This window comes from Pseudomonas sp. GR 6-02 (assembly GCF_001655615.1).
Lineage (GTDB): Bacteria > Pseudomonadota > Gammaproteobacteria > Pseudomonadales > Pseudomonadaceae > Aquipseudomonas.
On the sequence record NZ_CP011567.1, the window covers coordinates 248,841 to 264,038 of the forward strand.

At 59.5% G+C, this 15,198-nt stretch carries 16 protein-coding genes; 6 read left to right on the forward strand and 10 right to left on the reverse strand.

Annotation, left to right across the window (positions count from 1 at the left end; all coding sequences use genetic code 11):
• Positions 1 to 19 precede the first annotated feature (19 nt).
• From PGR6_RS01050 to PGR6_RS01070, 5 genes are all read right to left on the reverse strand, one after another.
• A complete protein-coding gene (locus tag PGR6_RS01050) occupies positions 20 to 784 on the reverse strand; it encodes a hypothetical protein (RefSeq protein ID WP_018929336.1) in 765 nt (254 codons plus the stop codon).
• A 505-nt stretch (positions 785 to 1,289) separates the two neighbouring features.
• On the reverse strand, positions 1,290 to 2,039 hold the full coding sequence (tcyN, locus tag PGR6_RS01055; RefSeq protein WP_007939567.1) for an L-cystine ABC transporter ATP-binding protein TcyN: 750 nt from the start codon (positions 2,037 to 2,039) through the stop codon (positions 1,290 to 1,292).
• 4 nt (positions 2,040 to 2,043) lie between these two features.
• A complete protein-coding gene (gene tcyL, locus PGR6_RS01060) occupies positions 2,044 to 2,709 on the reverse strand; it encodes a cystine ABC transporter permease (RefSeq protein ID WP_007939566.1) in 666 nt (221 codons plus the stop codon).
• Complete coding sequence (gene tcyJ, locus PGR6_RS01065) at positions 2,709 to 3,503, reverse strand: cystine ABC transporter substrate-binding protein (RefSeq protein ID WP_019581730.1); 795 nt, start codon at positions 3,501 to 3,503, stop codon at positions 2,709 to 2,711. Before tcyJ ends, tcyL begins: the two co-directional genes overlap by 1 nt.
• 339 nt (positions 3,504 to 3,842) lie before the next feature.
• Complete coding sequence (locus tag PGR6_RS01070; RefSeq protein WP_064615817.1) at positions 3,843 to 4,835, reverse strand: D-cysteine desulfhydrase; 993 nt, start codon at positions 4,833 to 4,835, stop codon at positions 3,843 to 3,845.
• A 190-nt stretch (positions 4,836 to 5,025) separates the two neighbouring features.
• On the opposite strand from PGR6_RS01070, the gene epsC reads away from it, so the two are divergent.
• The gene (gene epsC, locus PGR6_RS01075; RefSeq protein WP_018929332.1) at positions 5,026 to 5,952 is read left to right on the forward strand and encodes a serine O-acetyltransferase EpsC; all 927 of its coding nucleotides are present in this window, start codon (positions 5,026 to 5,028) and stop codon (positions 5,950 to 5,952) included.
• 427 nt (positions 5,953 to 6,379) lie between these two features.
• Entirely contained in the window at positions 6,380 to 8,335 is a 1,956-nt protein-coding gene (gene betT, locus PGR6_RS01080) for a choline transporter BetT (RefSeq protein ID WP_018929331.1), read from the forward strand.
• A 14-nt stretch (positions 8,336 to 8,349) separates the two neighbouring features.
• Here the strand turns inward: betT and PGR6_RS01085 are convergent, their stop codons facing one another.
• Together PGR6_RS01085 and PGR6_RS01090 are read right to left on the reverse strand one after the other, a co-directional pair.
• A complete protein-coding gene (locus PGR6_RS01085; protein ID WP_018929330.1) occupies positions 8,350 to 8,610 on the reverse strand; it encodes a hypothetical protein in 261 nt (86 codons plus the stop codon).
• Between the two features lie 56 nt (positions 8,611 to 8,666).
• Positions 8,667 to 9,407: an SDR family oxidoreductase gene (locus PGR6_RS01090; protein WP_064615819.1), complete on the reverse strand. Its 741-nt coding sequence runs from the start codon at positions 9,405 to 9,407 to the stop codon at positions 8,667 to 8,669.
• A 125-nt stretch (positions 9,408 to 9,532) separates the two neighbouring features.
• On the opposite strand from PGR6_RS01090, the gene PGR6_RS01095 reads away from it, so the two are divergent.
• The 4 genes from PGR6_RS01095 to mgrA all read left to right on the forward strand — a co-directional run bounded on the left by PGR6_RS01095 (position 9,533) and on the right by mgrA (position 12,399).
• Entirely contained in the window at positions 9,533 to 10,423 is an 891-nt protein-coding gene (locus PGR6_RS01095) for a LysR family transcriptional regulator (RefSeq protein WP_018929328.1), read from the forward strand.
• Between the two features lie 128 nt (positions 10,424 to 10,551).
• Positions 10,552 to 10,734, forward strand: coding sequence for a type II toxin-antitoxin system HicA family toxin (locus PGR6_RS01100; RefSeq protein WP_018929327.1), 183 nt, complete (start codon positions 10,552 to 10,554; stop codon positions 10,732 to 10,734).
• Entirely contained in the window at positions 10,731 to 11,195 is a 465-nt protein-coding gene (locus PGR6_RS01105; protein ID WP_008005174.1) for a type II toxin-antitoxin system HicB family antitoxin, read from the forward strand. Before PGR6_RS01100 ends, PGR6_RS01105 begins: the two co-directional genes overlap by 4 nt.
• A gap of 166 nt (positions 11,196 to 11,361) precedes the next feature.
• A complete protein-coding gene (mgrA, locus tag PGR6_RS01110; protein ID WP_064615821.1) occupies positions 11,362 to 12,399 on the forward strand; it encodes an L-glyceraldehyde 3-phosphate reductase in 1,038 nt (345 codons plus the stop codon).
• A 123-nt stretch (positions 12,400 to 12,522) separates the two neighbouring features.
• Here the strand turns inward: mgrA and tauD are convergent, their stop codons facing one another.
• The 3 genes from tauD to tauB form a co-directional block, all read right to left on the reverse strand.
• Positions 12,523 to 13,365, reverse strand: a complete 843-nt coding sequence (gene tauD / locus PGR6_RS01115; protein WP_064615823.1) for a taurine dioxygenase — start codon at positions 13,363 to 13,365, stop codon at positions 12,523 to 12,525.
• Between the two features lie 179 nt (positions 13,366 to 13,544).
• Positions 13,545 to 14,393, reverse strand: a complete 849-nt coding sequence (gene tauC / locus PGR6_RS01120; protein WP_018929324.1) for a taurine ABC transporter permease TauC — start codon at positions 14,391 to 14,393, stop codon at positions 13,545 to 13,547.
• Positions 14,390 to 15,184 (reverse strand): taurine ABC transporter ATP-binding subunit, encoded by a 795-nt coding sequence (tauB, locus tag PGR6_RS01125; protein ID WP_018929323.1) that lies wholly within the window; start codon positions 15,182 to 15,184, stop codon positions 14,390 to 14,392. Before tauB ends, tauC begins: the two co-directional genes overlap by 4 nt.
• Between the last annotated feature and the right edge of the window lie 14 nt (positions 15,185 to 15,198).

Genomic DNA, 15,198 nt, shown 5'->3' on the forward strand with positions numbered 1-15,198 from the left:
ATCGTGCACTACAGGCGCTTCACTTCTTTCGAGGCTCAGCAGCTTTGAGCACTTCTTTGGGCGGCACTTTCAGGTAAGGATTGGCACAGCCGATCTTCAGCGTGCGGGCCGGTGCCCAGCGCGAGTTGTTACCCACCCGGTCGAGGATGCAGTAGGTCACTTCCAGTCGAAGGTCTTCGCCGGCTTCGAGAATGATTGCCGGTGGCACCCAGACGTGAATCGGCTGACCCACATCGTCGGCCTTGAGTTTGGGCAGGTCCATGCGCACATCGCCCCAGCGCAGGGTGATTTCGTCGTCGGCGGCCATGTTCAGGTACGGTTCGATGGTCAATGGCACACCGCGCTTGACCTGGTTCGGATTGACCCCCTGACGGCGAATGGTCTCGGGGATGAACACAGGCGCCAGGCTCTGGTTTTCCTCATCGCAAAGGGGCGAGGGCAGGCCGCCGGGGCAATCGAGTTTGATCTGGACGCGCGCCGCCGGTGATACCGCTGGCCCTTGCCCGATCTGCATGACCTTGTAATGGACGCGAGCAGAACCGTTGGCAATGAAGCTTTCCGGCACCCGCAGGCTCACCGCTTTGTTGCCATGATCCGCTCCCAATACGCTGGAGGCCACGTAGCAGTTGTTCCAGAACAGCTCGATCAGGTCGCCTTCGTCCATGCCGGGATAAGGCGGCACGTCGATCATAAGATGAGCGGCCGAGGTGATGCTGATGCCGGCCTTGTGAGTTTGCGCCAGGGTCGGGGCTGCAAGTTCGGGTTTGTTCGAAGTGCTTGTCATGGGGTTCTCTCCTTGAAGCCTTACCGCGAAGTCCGTTTCTGAAAGATCGAAAGGCGTGAATTACCAGGCAACAAAACGATTCACTTTTTGTGTATTTGAAGAGTGATCGAGTTTGATGGAAGTCGCTTGTTGGAGACTAGATAAGAGTGGGTTCGAATAGGTGTCAATAGTGTTTATTGGTTAAAGGTTGGTTCTTGGGTTATTCAGAAATCTCCTACGTAGTGCAGTTAATAAACCCTAATGCTCTGTCGAATTTAGTCCAATATTTGATGGGCTGCATGCCTTGGAGGTGGCAACCCATGGGCTGTGGGTGGCGAGGGTTTTTATGGATTCTAAGCGAGATGAATCTGTTGCAGGACATATATATGTACCGCATGGAGGGGTGGAAAGTTATCTATTATTGGAGTTGATCAAGGCGGTCGTTGAAAGCGAATAGAAGATTTTATCAGTCGAGGAAAGTGCCACTTCCATCCATGGAAGTTGACAGTTTTTAGTAGAAATTGAACTAGGCGTTGTTAAGGAACTTGCTGAGAAACTGCTTCGTCCGTTCTTCTTTCGGGTTGGCAAAGAGTGCCTTGGCTTCGCCCTGTTCGACAATCACACCCTTGTCGAAAAACACCACACGGTTGGCCACGTCCCGAGCAAAACCCATCTCGTGGGTGACGATCACCATGGTGCGTTTCTCCTCGGCCAGGCCGCGGATGGTCGCCAATACTTCGCCCACCAATTCCGGGTCCAGCGCCGAGGTCGGTTCATCGAACAGGATTACTTCCGGTTCCATCGCCAGCGCCCGGGCAATCGCCACACGCTGTTGCTGACCGCCGGAGAGGCGTCGCGGGTAAGCGTCTTCCTTGCCCGCCAGGCCGACCTTGGCCAACAGCTTTTTACCCAAGGCAACGGCGTCGGCTCGTGGAATCTTTTTCACCACGATCGGGCCTTCGATAACGTTTTCCAAGGCTGTGCGATGGGGGAACAGATTGAAGTTCTGGAACACAAAACCCACGTGCTGGCGAAGGCGTCGTACCAGGCTCTGCTGCTGGTTCAGGGGGCGGCTGCCATCGATCTCGATGTCACCGACCTTGATCCGGCCGCTGGTGGGTTCTTCCAGAAAATTCAGGCAACGCAGGAACGTGGTCTTGCCCGAGCCGCTGGGGCCGATGATTGCCACCACCTCGCCTTCCTTCACCTGCAGATCGATGCCGTTGAGCACCACCTGACCCTTGAACTGCTTTGTCAGTTTTTCCACGACAATCATTGGGTCAGGACTCCTGGTCGTGCCGATTGACCCGCTCTTCCAACTTGTTCTGCAGGTGCGAAAGCACCGTGGCCAGAACCCAGTAGATCAGCGCGGCGGCAAGATACATGGTGAAAATTTCGAAGGTACGGGCGGTGATCAGCTGCGCCTGGCGGAACAGCTCCGGCACCTGAATGGTGGCCGCCAGCGCGGTGTCCTTGACCAGCGAGATGAAGCTGTTGCCCAACGGTGGCAGGGCCGTGCGCATCGCTTGCGGCAGAATGGCCCGGCGCAGGGTTTGCGCGCGGGTCATGCCGATACTGGCCGCAGCTTCCCATTGGCCGCGCTCGATGGAGCTGATCGCGGCACGCAGGATTTCGCAGGCGTAGGCCGCCATGTTCAGCGAGAAGCCGATCAGGGCTGCCGGCAGCGGATCAAGTTCGATGCCCAATTGCGGCAAGCCGTAATAGATCACGAACAGTTGCACCAGCAACGGCGTGCCGCGAAAGAACGACACGTAGATGCGGGAAATCCAGCTCACCAGTTTGAAGCGCGACAGGCGCATCAACGCCAGGCCGAAGCCCATCAGCAGGCCGAAGAACATTCCGCCCAGGCTCAGGATGACCGTGTAATACGCGCCCTTGAGCAGGAAGGGCGCGGAGTCCAGCGCGAGTTGGAAAGCTTCTCCCATTATTGAGTGACGTCAGCGCTGAAGTATTTTTCCGAAAGCTTTTTCAGCGTACCGTCGGCACGCAGCTTGTCGATGGCTTTGTTCACCGCGGCCAGCAGTTCAGGCTCGCCTTTGCGCAGGGCAATACCGGCTTCCTGGCGGGAGAACGCTTCGCCGGCAGCGGCAGTGTCCTTGGCCTTCCTGGCGTATTCCAGCGCGGCCAGGCGGTCGATCAGAATGGCGTCGATGCGGCCGACGCGCAGATCCTGGAACTTGCTCGGGTCATCTTCGTAGGTGCGGACGTCAGCCTTAGGCACATTCTCTTTCACCCACTGCTCGTAGTTGGTGCCCAGGCCTACGCCGACTTTCTTGCCGGCCAGATCGGCGGCGGTCTTGATGGTGTCTTTGTTTTTGGTCAGGGTCAGCGCCTGAATCCCGGAAACGGTGTACGGCTCGGAGAAGTCGTACTTCTTCTTGCGCTCTTCGGTGATGGTCACCTGGTTGATCACCGCGTCCAGACGCTTGGATTCCAGGGCCGCGAGGATGCCTTCCCATTTGGTCGGCTGCAGTTTGACCTTCACGCCCAGCTCTTTGGCCAAGGCTTCGGAAAACTCGACTTCGAAGCCGCTCAGTTTGCCGGCCTCGTCGACGAAGCTGAACGGTGGATAAGTGCCTTCCAGGCCGACGTTGATCACGCCCGCGTCCTTGATCTTTTGCAGTTGCTCTCCGGCAACCGCTTGCCCGAGCAGGCCGGCGCTCAGCGCCAGGCCCAACGAGCCCACCAGCAGATTTCTACGTAGTGCGGAAAAATTCATGACAAGCCCCTGTGTTTTCTTATGGAAGACGCTTAAGGAAAGTTGGCAAATTCGGGATTTGAACGACTGCGATATCCTGCCCTAAAGCAGCTTATGCGTCTCGCTGCAAATTCGCCTGCGGCGCGACTATATGATGTCGTCTTTAGATAGGAAAATAATAAATATTAAGTTTGTTATTCTTTAATTGAATATTGGAAGAATGCATTCCTGTGGCGAGGGGGCTTGCCCCCGTTCGGCTGCGAAGCAGTCGTAATGTCTGCTGACTCGATATGACTGCCGGACACAAGGGGCCGCTGCGCGACCCAACGGGGGCAAGCCCCCTCGCCACAGGACTATCGGCTATAAAAAGTCTTTGTAGGCAAACAACGCCGGCGCTCCACCGGTGTGCAGGAAGATGATCGGGCCCGCATCGAAGCGCTGGCGCCCGATGCCGTCGAGCAAACCAGCCATGGCCTTGCCGGTATACACCGGGTCCAGCAACAACCCTTCCTGGCTCGCCAACAGCTTCACCGCCGACAGCGTCCCGGCATTCGGCTCGCCATAACGCGGGCCGAAATATTCGTCCCACAGTTCGACTTTGAAACTCGCCGGCAGGCCCACGCCCAACAGCTCGGCAGTGCGTTCGGCGAGGCCCTGGACTTTCGGTCGTTGAGCTTCATCGCTACGGGAAACGGTCACGCCGATGACTGGCAAATCCGGCAGTACTTCGCTCAATGCCAGCGCCAGGCCGCTATGGGTGCCGGCACTGCCGGAAGCCAGGACTACGGCGGCGAATTGCAGCCCGGTGTCCTTGATCTGCTCGGCCAGTTCCAGACCCGCACGGACATAACCCAAAGCGCCCACCGCATTGGAGCCACCAATCGGCACCAGATAGGGTTTCTTGCCGTTGCTGCGCAGACGTGCGGCCAGCGCTTGCAATTGCTCGTCAGCGTTGTCGAGGTTTTCCACCAGTTCGACCTTGGCATCGAACAGGTCCAGCAACAGCCGATTGCCATTGCCGAGGTAGTTGCTATCGTCAGTGCCGAGCGGGTTCTCCAGCAGCGCCACGCAGCCCAGGCCAAGCTTGGCCGCAATGGCGGCGGTTTGGCGTACGTGGTTGGACTGGATCGCGCCAGCGGTGATCAGCGTATCGGCGCCCTGGGCCAGGGCATCGGCGGCGAGGTATTCGAGTTTGCGCAGCTTGTTGCCGCCCAGTGCCAATGGCGTCAGGTCATCGCGTTTGACGTACACATCGCGGCCCAGCCAGGTCGACAGGCGTTCGAGTTTTTCCAACGGGGTAGGGTGACCGAGCAGGTCGAGGCGGTTAAAACGGGCAAGCTGTTGTTTGATCATGGGTCCGTACTGGCGGAGGAAGATGTCAGGACTATAGGCACGGGTATTTAGCGGGGCAACTGCCAATCGCTTATAGCCAAAAGTATTGTTCCCAGCACTATTGGTTCTTAATTCGGCTGCAAGTCGTTGCCGTAAAGTAATCGCCGTCAGCGCGGCCAGACAGTCCGGCCGCCCGTGAGGAGTTTTTACCGTGAGCGAGCGTTCCAGCCATTGGCAATTGCAGACCATCGTCAGCCAACTGCGTACGGCGCGCGACCAATGGCGCGCACAAAACGGCCGCGCCAGCACCGAGCAGGGCGGTCGCGAGTTGCCGTCCCGAGCGGCCATGGCGGACATTCTCGAAGCCTTGTGCGGTGCGTTGTTTCCGATGCGTCTGGGGCCGGTGGATTTGCGCGAGGAGAGTGAGGACTTCTACGTCGGCCACACACTCGACGTGGCGTTGAATGCATTGCTGGCTCAGGCGCGGCTCGAATTGCGTTACGTCGCTCGCCACAGTGCCGGGGTCGATTCTGAAGTCGAAGCCAAGGCCATCCGGATCATTCAGGACTTCGCCCTCGCTCTGCCGGAATTGCGCAGCCTGTTGGACACCGACGTGCTGGCGGCCTATCACGGCGATCCGGCGGCTCGCAGTGTCGATGAAGTGTTGCTGTGCTACCCGGGAATCCTGGCGGTGATTCACCATCGCCTGGCCCACCATTTGTACCGCGCCGGGTTGCCGTTGCTGGCGCGGATCAGCGCGGAAATCGCCCACTCGGCCACCGGTATCGACATCCATCCTGGCGCGCAGATCGGTCGCAGTTTCTTCATCGACCACGGTACGGGTGTGGTGATCGGCGAAACCGCGATCATTGGCGAGCGGGTGCGGATTTATCAGGCCGTGACGTTGGGCGCCAAGCGCTTCCCGGCGGACGAAGACGGCCAGTTGCAGAAGGGCCATCCGCGGCATCCGATCGTCGAGGACGACGTGGTGATCTATGCCGGCGCGACGATTCTGGGACGGATCACCATCGGCAAGGGCTCGACAATTGGTGGCAACGTCTGGCTGACCCGCAGCGTGCCAGCGGGGTGCAACCTGACCCAGGCGAATCTGCAGCATGATGACGGGACGCAGAAGTAAGGCTCCCTGATATTTGCTGACTGACATGCAGTCTTCGCGGGCAAGCCTCGCTCCTACAGAATCAGTGTCGATCGGGGACTTGGCGACCGACACAAAATCTGTAGGAGCGAGGCTTGCCCGCGAATGGTTTCAAGCCAAACCGAGATAATGGCATCCAGCTAATTTTCCACAGAACAAATCCCGTAAACCCCGCGTCATACCCTTCCTTGCACTCGCGCAGAAAAGCTACCGCCGAGCCCTGCGATTAGTCCTTAGCACCCTATTCATGTTTAACTTGAACGTTCATTCAAGTTAAACCGGTGGTTCGCCGCCCGCTCACAACAGGAGGCTTGCCTTTGCTGAGTCCGATTTTTACAGCCACGTTTTTTCCCCTCGAGGTGCACCTTTCGTGAGTGCATCGTCCATCCCCGCAAGCGGCCAGGTCCGCATGAATCCGCCGGTGTTCTATTTCGCGGCGACCTTCATTTTGTTGTTCGCCGTCGTGGTCATGGCGATCCCCGAACAGGCCGGTGCCTGGCTGTTGCAAGCGCAAAACTGGGCGGCCAATACGGTCGGCTGGTACTACATGCTCGCGATGACGCTGTATCTGGTCTTCGTGGTGGTCACCGCCTTGTCCGGCTACGGCAAGATCAAGCTCGGTGCCGACCACGACGAGCCCGAATTCAGTTACTTGTCCTGGGCCGGCATGCTGTTCGCCGCCGGGATCAGCATCACGCTGTTTTTCTTTTGCGTGTCCGAACCACTTACGCATTTGGTGCAACCACCGCAAGGCGAGGCCGGTACGGCGGAGGCGGCGCGTCAGGCGATGCAGATTCTGTTTCTGCACTGGGGCCTGCACGGCTGGGGCGTGTTCGCCTTCGTCGGCATGGCGCTGGCCTATTTCGCCTATCGACATAACCTGCCGCTGGCCCTGCGTTCGGCGCTGTACCCGCTGATCGGCAAGCGCATCAACGGGCCCATCGGTTACGCGGTGGACGGCTTCGGCATCATCGCCACGGTGTTCGGCCTCGGCGCCGACATGGGCTTTGGCGTATTGCACCTCAACTCCGGCCTGGACTACCTGTTCGGCATCGCCCACACCCAGTGGATTCAGGTCGGCCTGATCACGCTGATGATGGGCGCGGCGATCATCGTCGCCGTGTCCGGCGTCGACAAAGGCGTGCGGGTGATGTCCGACATCAACATGCTGCTGGCCTGTGCGCTGCTGCTGTTCGTGTTGTTCGCCGGCCCCACCCAGCACTTGCTCAATACCCTGATCCAGAACCTCGGCGATTACCTCGGCGCCTTGCCGATGAAGAGTTTCGACCTCTACGCCTATGACAAACCCAGCGACTGGCTGGGCGGTTGGACGGTGTTCTACTGGGCCTGGTGGATTGCATGGTCGCCGTTCGTGGGCCTGTTCATCGCGCGGATTTCCCGTGGCCGGACCATCCGCGAATTCGTCTTCGGCGTGCTGTTGATCCCGCTCGGTTTCACCCTGGCGTGGATGTCGATCTTCGGCAACAGCGCCATCGATCAAGTTCTCAATCACGGCATGAGCGCGCTCGGCATGTCGGCCATCGACAACCCGTCGATGACGCTTTACCTGTTGCTGGAGACCTACCCGTGGAGCAAAACCGTGATCGCGGTCACGGTGTTCATCAGCTTTGTGTTCTTCGTCACCTCCGCCGACTCCGGCACCGTGGTGTTGTCGACCTTGTCCGCCAAGGGTGGCAATCCCGATGAGGACGGGCCGAAATGGCTGCGAGTGTTCTGGGGCGCGATGACGGCACTGGTGACCAGCGCACTGCTGTTCTCCGGCAGCATCGATGCCTTGAAGTCGGCGGTGGTGCTGACCTCGTTACCGTTCTCGATGATTTTGCTGCTGATGATGTGGGGCCTGCACAAGGCGTTTTATCTGGAGTCGCAGAAGCAGATCGCGCAATTGCATTCCCTCGCGCCGGTGGCCGGTTCGCGACGCGGTGGATGGCGTCAGCGCTTGAGTCAGGCGGTGCATTTCCCGTCTCGGGATGAGGTCTATCGCTTCCTTGATACGACGGTGCGCCCGGCGATCGAGGAAGTGACCGCCGTGTTTGTCGAGAAGGGATTGCATGTGGTCACTCAGCCCGACCCGGCCAACGACAACGTTAGCCTGGAAATCGGTCACGGCGAACTGCATCCGTTCATCTATCAGGTGCAAATGCGCGGCTACTTCACACCGTCCTTCGCCCGTGGCGGCATGGGTTCCAAGCAACTCAACAACCGTCGCTACCACCGTGCCGAAGTGCATTTGCGCGAGGGCAGTCAGGACTACGATCTGGTGGGTTACACCAAGGATCAGGTGATCAACGACATCCTCGACCAGTACGAACGGCACATGCAGTTTTTGCATTTGGTGCGTTGATCGACCGGTGGCGCTCAGGTCTCGCTGCTCAACACCATGAACAGCACCAGTGCCGCCACCGGTACGCCGAACACCGCGCTGCCCACCACCAGTTCCGCGCTCAACGGTTGGCCAGCGTTGACCATTCCGACTGCGCCGTTGATCAAGGTCAACGCCAGCCACAGCACGACAAAGCTGTAGGCCAGGGTCTGACGAGAGAAACCGATTTTCTCGCCGATGAACAGCATCAGTGCCAGCAGGATCAGGCCGAAGAAGATGATGATCGTAGTGTGCATGATGCGTTCCGTCCTTCAGATGTGTGCTGCCTTACGGCCCAATACATCGAGCATAGTTAAACCAACCCGCCGTTAACGCGCAGGATTTGCCCGTTGACCCAGGCCGAATCCGGGCCGACCAGGAAGGACACGACGCGGGAGATGTCTTCTGGCTGAGCCAGGCGTTCCAGCGGTGGCATCTTGGCGAAGGTCTGGATCTGTTCTTCGCTCTTGCCGTGCAGGAACAGGTCGGTGGCGACCGGGCCCGGGGCCACGGCGTTGACGGTGATGTTGCGACCGCGCATTTCCTTGGCGAACACTTGGGTCAGGGATTCCACTGCCGCTTTGCTGGCGATGTACACCGCATAGCCCGGCAGGTTCATGCCGACGGTGCTGCTGGAGAAGTTGATGATCCGGCCACCACTGTTCAGGCGCGTTGCCGCTTCACGCAGAGTGTTGAAAGTGCCGCGAGCGTGGATGTTGAAGTTCTGGTCGAACAGTTCGTCGCTGTGTTGCGCCAGCGGCAGCACTTTGAGGATGCCGGCGTTATTGACCAGCACGTCGACCTTGCCCAGTTGGGTTTCGGCTTCGTCGAACAGCCGGCGTACATCGTCGGCGTTGCCCACATCAGCCTTGATCGCTATGGCCCGGTGACCGGCCTGACGCAGTTTTACCACCAGTGCCGACGCCACGGTGGCGCTGTTAGCGTAGTTGATGGCGACGGCGAAACCCTGGGCGGCCAGTTGCTGGGCGATCACGGCACCAATGCCGCGGGAGGCGCCGGTCACGATGGCAACTTTCGAAGTTCGAGTAGTCATGGCGTTGATTCCTTGGAGTGGCTGGGGTGTGGAGCCAGATTCACATGTTTACTCAGGGTGATAGATGCACGAGAGTTGCCTTTACTGTTCAATAATCGCCAACAATCGATCGTCAGGAGCGCCGTATGGATCAAGTAAAGGCGATGAAGGTTTTCGTGCGGATCTACGAGCGCAGCAGCTTCACGCTGGCGGCCGATGACCTGAACCTGCCGCGTGCCACCCTGACCCATACGCTGAATCAGTTCGAAGCCTGGCTCGGTACCCGTTTACTGGAGCGCAGCACGCGCAAGGTCCGTCCTACGCTGGATGGCGAGGCGTACTACTTGCGTTGCGTGCAGTTGTTGGCAGAACTGGAAGAAGCCGAACTGGCATTTCGCGGCGTTGCGCCGAAAGGCCGATTACGGGTGGATCTGCATGGCACGTTGGCCAAGCACTTTGTAATCCCGGCGTTGCCGCAATTCATGGCGCGCTACCCGGACATCGAACTGTCCATCAGCGAAGCTGATCGCTTCGTCGACCTGATCGCTGAAGGCGTTGATTGCGTGTTGCGCGCCGGCACCTTGGGCGACTCGGCGCTAATCGGTAAACGTGTCGCCAACCTGCGCCAGATCACCTGCGCCAGCCCGGCATACTTGCGTAAGTACGGCGAACCGAAAAACCTCGAAGACCTGAAAAACCACCGCGCGGTGAACTACGTTTCGCGCACCACGGCCAAGCTGTTTCCATTCGAGTTCATGGTGGATGGCGAGCTGAAAGAAGTGGCCATCGATGGCGCGTTGTCGGTGTTCGGCGCGGAGATTTATGCGGCCTCGGCAATTGCCGGATTGGGGCTGATTCAGTGCCCGCATTACCGAATGGAAACGCAGATTGGCCAAGGGTTGGTGCAGGAAATCCTCACCGACACACCGCCGCCATCGATGCCGGTTTCGGTGTTGTATCCGCATAACCGACACATGTCGCCACGGGTTCGGGTGTTTGTGGATTGGTTGGGGGAGGTGTTTGCGGGTGCCCGGTAACCGATGGTCTGCGAGCAATCTGGCCTGCTTGTGTTCGGCTAATATTTATCAGAGTGTGTATCGTGTGTATTGAAGGTGTGATCATCGCGTAATGTGCTCAGCAGATGCTGCCCACAAGGACGAAGGTGATGCGAAGTCGGGAAATGATCAGGATGATCGAGGAGGATGGTTGGTATCTGGTGGCCGTGAAAGGTAGCCATCATCAGTACAAGCACCCGTGTAAGTCAGGCAGGGTGACGATAAAACACCCTGATTCGGATCTTCCAAAAGGCACGATCAACAGCATATTGAAACAGGCGGGTCTGAAATGAGGCCCGACATCGGAAACGAAAGCCTCGAAGGGGCCACATCACAGGAAGGACTCATCGAAATGAAATTCCCGGTCGTTCTGCACAAGGATGCCGACTCAGAATACGGAGTGATTATCCCGGACGTGCCGGGATGCTTCTCCGCAGGCGCTACAGTGGCGCAGGCATTTGAAAACGTGAAAGAAGCGTTGGCTTTGCACTACGAAGGTCTGGTCGCCGATGGTGATCCACTTCCGCAGGTGCGTGAAATTGACGCTCATCTTGATAACCCTGATTACGCTGGCGGTGTGTGGGGTGTGGTCGAATTCGATATCACACCCTATTTCGGCAAGTCGGTGCGCTTCAATGCCACGCTTCCTGAGCAGTTGCTTGAGCGTATCGATCAGACGGTCAGACGAGATCAGCGATATAGCTCAAGGTCTGGCTTTTTGGCGGCTGCCGCGCTACGTGAGTTGTCGGCGTAAGTGTTGGGCGTGGATATCGACTCTATGGGGGAACTCAGTTTTTCATAATCTATGAAACGTTTCAGCAATTAGTCGAATCCGGGGTTTCCTGGCGTTTGTCTGGGCGTATGCTGGGCAGCTTGCAAAGCAGTCGATACCCCATTCAAGACCCACAAGAGAGGATTCGATGACCTACACCGCTGCCGAGAACCGCTACGACTCTATCCCTTACCGCCGCGTAGGCCGCAGCGGGCTGGTGCTGCCGGCACTGTCGCTGGGCCTGTGGCACAACTTCGGCGACAGCACGCCGATCGACACCCAGCGCTCGCTGCTGCGCACGGCGTTCGATCTGGGCATCAACCACTTCGACCTGGCCAACAACTACGGCCCGCCGTACGGCAGCGCCGAGATCAACTTCGGTCGTTTGATACGCGAAGACTTCAAGCAGTACCGCGATGAGCTGATCATCTCCAGCAAGGCCGGTTGGGACATGTGGCCCGGCCCTTATGGCCAGGGCGGCGGGTCGCGCAAATATGTGCTGGCCAGTCTCGACCAGAGCCTGCAACGCCTGGGCCTCGATTACGTCGACATTTTCTATTCCCACCGCTTCGACCCGGACACGCCACTGGAAGAAACCGCCAGTGCACTGGCCACCGCCGTGCAACAGGGCAAGGCCTTGTACATTGGCATCTCGTCTTACTCCGGGGTGAAAACCCGGGAAATGGCCGCGTTGCTCAAGGAGTGGAAAGTCCCGCTGCTGATCCACCAGCCGGCCTACAACCTGCTCAATCGCTGGGTGGAAAAGGACCTGCTGGATGTCACCGACGAACTCGGTACCGGCGTGATCGCCTTCACGCCGTTGGCGCAGGGCCTGTTGACCGACAAATACCTCAATGGCATTCCGAAGGATGCGCGGGTCAATCGCCCGGGCGGTGATTCATTGCAGTCCTCTCACCTGTCCGAAGCCAACATCGCCCAAGTGCGGGCGCTCAATGAGATCGCCAAGCGTCGTGGTCAGAGCCTGGCGCAACTGGCGTTGGCCTGGACCCTGCGCGATCCACGGGTGACCTCGGCGCTGATCGGCGCGAGCCGGCCGGAGCAGATCATCGAAAACGTCGGGGCGCTGAAGAACCTGAGTTTTAGCGTGGAAGAACTGGCGGAGATTGATCGATTTGCCCAGGAGGGCGGGATCAATCTGTGGGAGAAGCCTTCGATGGCTGAGTAACCCCTTACTGATCATTCCCACGCTCCGCGTGGGAATGCTGCCCGGGACGCTCCGCGTCCCATCCAAATCCGAACGCAGAGCGTCCGTTGAGGCATTCCCACGCAGAGCGTAGGAACGATCGGCTCAGCGGAAAAACGGCACATCCCCCAACACCGTCGCCCGCTGCATCACCCGCCGTGCCGGGCGGTAATCATCCACCGCGTAATGCTGGGTCACGCGGTTATCCCAAAACGCGATGTCGTCTTTTTGCCAGCGCCAGCGAATGGTGAAGTCCGGCCGTGTGGTGTGGGCGAACAAGAACTTCAGAACTGCTTCGCTCTCGGTTTCCGACAGCTCATTGATCTTCGATGTGAAGCCCTCATTGACGAATAACGACCGGCGCCCGCTCACCGGATGCGTACGAATCACCGGGTGTGACAGTGGCGGGTTCTTGCGCCGGGCTTCTTCCCACTGGGCCAGCGCCTCCGGCGTGTTGCCATAGCGCTCCAGTGGAAACGAGCGGGTGAAATCGTGAGTGGCGGTCAGCCCCTCGAGCAAGGTTTTCATCGGCGCGGACAACGCTTCATACGCCGCAATGCCGCTGGCCCACAGGGTGTCGCCGCCAAACTCCGGCAGCAACTTGGCGCTGAGCACCGCGCCCATCGCCGGGGTCGGCAGGAACGTCACATCGGTGTGCCAGATCGCGTTATCTCGCACGTCGGTGACGGCGGTGTCGAGGATCAGCACTTCGGGTTGCTCCGGCACATTCGGGTAGATCGGATGGATATGCAGGTCGCCGAAATAGGCGGCGAATCGCGCCTGTTGCTGTGGCTCGATCGGCTGGTTACGGAAGAACAGCACCTGATACTTGAGCAGCGCCTGTTCGATGACGTCGCGTTGCCCCACGTTCAGCGGCTGGCTGATGTCGACGCCGCTGATTTGCGCGCCGAGGGCGCAGCTTAAAGGGACGATTGTCAGGTTACTCATGGTCTTTCTCTTCAGTCCGGGGCGTCGAGCTGTTTGTGGGAGCGATCTGTGGCGAGGGGGCTTGCCCCCGTTTGAGTGCGTAGCACTCACAAGATCTTTGGTACATCAGAAATTTTGGGGCCGCTTCGCGACCCAACGGGGGCAAGCCCCCTCGCCACAGGTCGCTCCCACATGAATATTCAGTGAGCCTGGCCATGCCACGGCACCAGTTTGCGCTGCAGGGCGCGCAGGCCCATCTCCATGGCGAAGGCGATCAGCGCGATCACCAGAATCCCCAGCACCACCACATCGGTGACCAGGAACTGCGCCGCCGACTGCACCATGAAGCCCAAACCGCTGGTGGCGGCGATCAACTCGGCAGCCACCAGTGTCGACCAACCCACCCCCAAGCCAATGCGCACGCCGGTCAAAATGTCCGGCAAGGCACTGGGCAGAATCACATGGCGAATCAACTGCGCCCGAGTCGCACCCAACGACTGTGCAGCGCGCAATTTCGCCGGGTCGACGGTGCGCACGCCGGTGGCGGTGGCGATGGCTATCGGGGCGAAGATCGCCAGGTAGATCAGCAACACTTTCGACAGCTCACCGATGCCGCACCAGATCACGATCAGCGGCAAATAGGCCAGGGGCGGAATCGGGCGGTAAAACTCGATCAGCGGATCGAGAATGCCGCGAGCAATGCGGTTGTGGCCGATGGCAATGCCGATCGGCACCGCGGTCAGCACCGCGAAGCCCAGGCCCAAACCGATGCGGCTGAGGCTCGCGCCCAAGTGCTGCCACAAGGTCGAATCCATGTAACCGCTGGTCACCAGCAACCAGCCTTTTTGCAGCACGGCGGAGGGGGGCGGCAGGAACAGTGGTTCGATCAAACCGGTGGCGGTGACGGCCCACCAGATCGCCAACAGCGCGATCAGTGTCAGCACGCTGATCCAGCGGGTGCTGATACGGCGGCGTAGCGCGATCACCGCCGAGCCCTTCACCTTTGAACCGGGTTTTACCGTTGCGGCGGGAATTCCATAGCTGCTCATGCGTGCTCCTGCCGCTGGACGGCACTGCGTTGGGAGAACACTTTGGCGAGCACGTGTTCGCGGGTTTCGATAAAACGCGGGTCGGACTTGATCGAGCGCGCCGATTCACCTGCGGCGTAACGTTGGCCAAAATCCAGGCTCAGGCGCTCGACGATTTGCCCGGGATTCGGCGCCAGCAGAATCAGGTCGGTGGCGAGGAACACCGCTTCTTCAATATCGTGGGTAATCAGGAACACCGGTTTGGCGGTGCGTTGCCAGACTTGCAGCAGCAGCTCCTGCATCTGTTCGCGGGTGAAGGCATCCAGGGCGCCGAAGGGTTCGTCCATCAGCAACACCCGAGGGTCGGCGGCGAGGGCGCGGGCCAGGCCGACACGTTGTTTCTGCCCGCCCGAGAGTTGCCAGATGCGGCGGTTTTCGAAACCGGAAAGGTCTACCAGCGCGAGCATTTCCCGGGCGCGCTGTTCACGTTTTTCCCGCGCGGCGCCGGCCAGTTCCAGGCCGAAGCCGACGTTGGCCAGCACGTCCTGCCAAGGCAGCAGGGCGTCGTCCTGAAACACCACGCCGCGCTCGGCGCTCGGGCCTTTGACCGGCACGCCGTCAAGGGTGATGCGCCCGGCGCTGGGCTCGACGAAACCGGCAATCAGGTTCAACAGCGAAGTCTTGCCACTGCCGGAAGGGCCGAGGGCGACCAGCAACTGCCGGGGCCCAAGGCTCAGGGAAATATCCGCCAGCACAGGTTCCGCTGCACCGGGGTACTGTGCGCTGATGCGCTCCAGCTGTAGCAAAGCCATCGCGGTTAACTCCC

Coding starts and splice junctions, on each gene's coding strand:
- tcyL (WP_007939566.1), bottom strand. CDS start 2,709: ATGGGAGAAGCTTTCCAACTCGCGCTGGACTCCGCGCCCTTCCTGCTC.
- PGR6_RS01070 (WP_064615817.1), bottom strand. CDS start 4,835: ATGATCAAACAACAGCTTGCCCGTTTTAACCGCCTCGACCTGCTCGGT.
- tcyN (WP_007939567.1), bottom strand. CDS start 2,039: ATGATTGTCGTGGAAAAACTGACAAAGCAGTTCAAGGGTCAGGTGGTG.
- PGR6_RS01050 (WP_018929336.1), bottom strand. CDS start 784: ATGACAAGCACTTCGAACAAACCCGAACTTGCAGCCCCGACCCTGGCG.
- PGR6_RS01100 (WP_018929327.1), top strand. CDS start 10,552: ATGCGAAGTCGGGAAATGATCAGGATGATCGAGGAGGATGGTTGGTAT.
- PGR6_RS01085 (WP_018929330.1), bottom strand. CDS start 8,610: ATGCACACTACGATCATCATCTTCTTCGGCCTGATCCTGCTGGCACTG.
- mgrA (WP_064615821.1), top strand. CDS start 11,362: ATGACCTACACCGCTGCCGAGAACCGCTACGACTCTATCCCTTACCGC.
- PGR6_RS01090 (WP_064615819.1), bottom strand. CDS start 9,407: ATGACTACTCGAACTTCGAAAGTTGCCATCGTGACCGGCGCCTCCCGC.
- PGR6_RS01095 (WP_018929328.1), top strand. CDS start 9,533: ATGGATCAAGTAAAGGCGATGAAGGTTTTCGTGCGGATCTACGAGCGC.
- tauD (WP_064615823.1), bottom strand. CDS start 13,365: ATGAGTAACCTGACAATCGTCCCTTTAAGCTGCGCCCTCGGCGCGCAA.
- tauB (WP_018929323.1), bottom strand. CDS start 15,184: ATGGCTTTGCTACAGCTGGAGCGCATCAGCGCACAGTACCCCGGTGCA.
- PGR6_RS01105 (WP_008005174.1), top strand. CDS start 10,731: ATGAGGCCCGACATCGGAAACGAAAGCCTCGAAGGGGCCACATCACAG.
- betT (WP_018929331.1), top strand. CDS start 6,380: ATGAATCCGCCGGTGTTCTATTTCGCGGCGACCTTCATTTTGTTGTTC.
- tcyJ (WP_019581730.1), bottom strand. CDS start 3,503: ATGAATTTTTCCGCACTACGTAGAAATCTGCTGGTGGGCTCGTTGGGC.
- tauC (WP_018929324.1), bottom strand. CDS start 14,393: ATGAGCAGCTATGGAATTCCCGCCGCAACGGTAAAACCCGGTTCAAAG.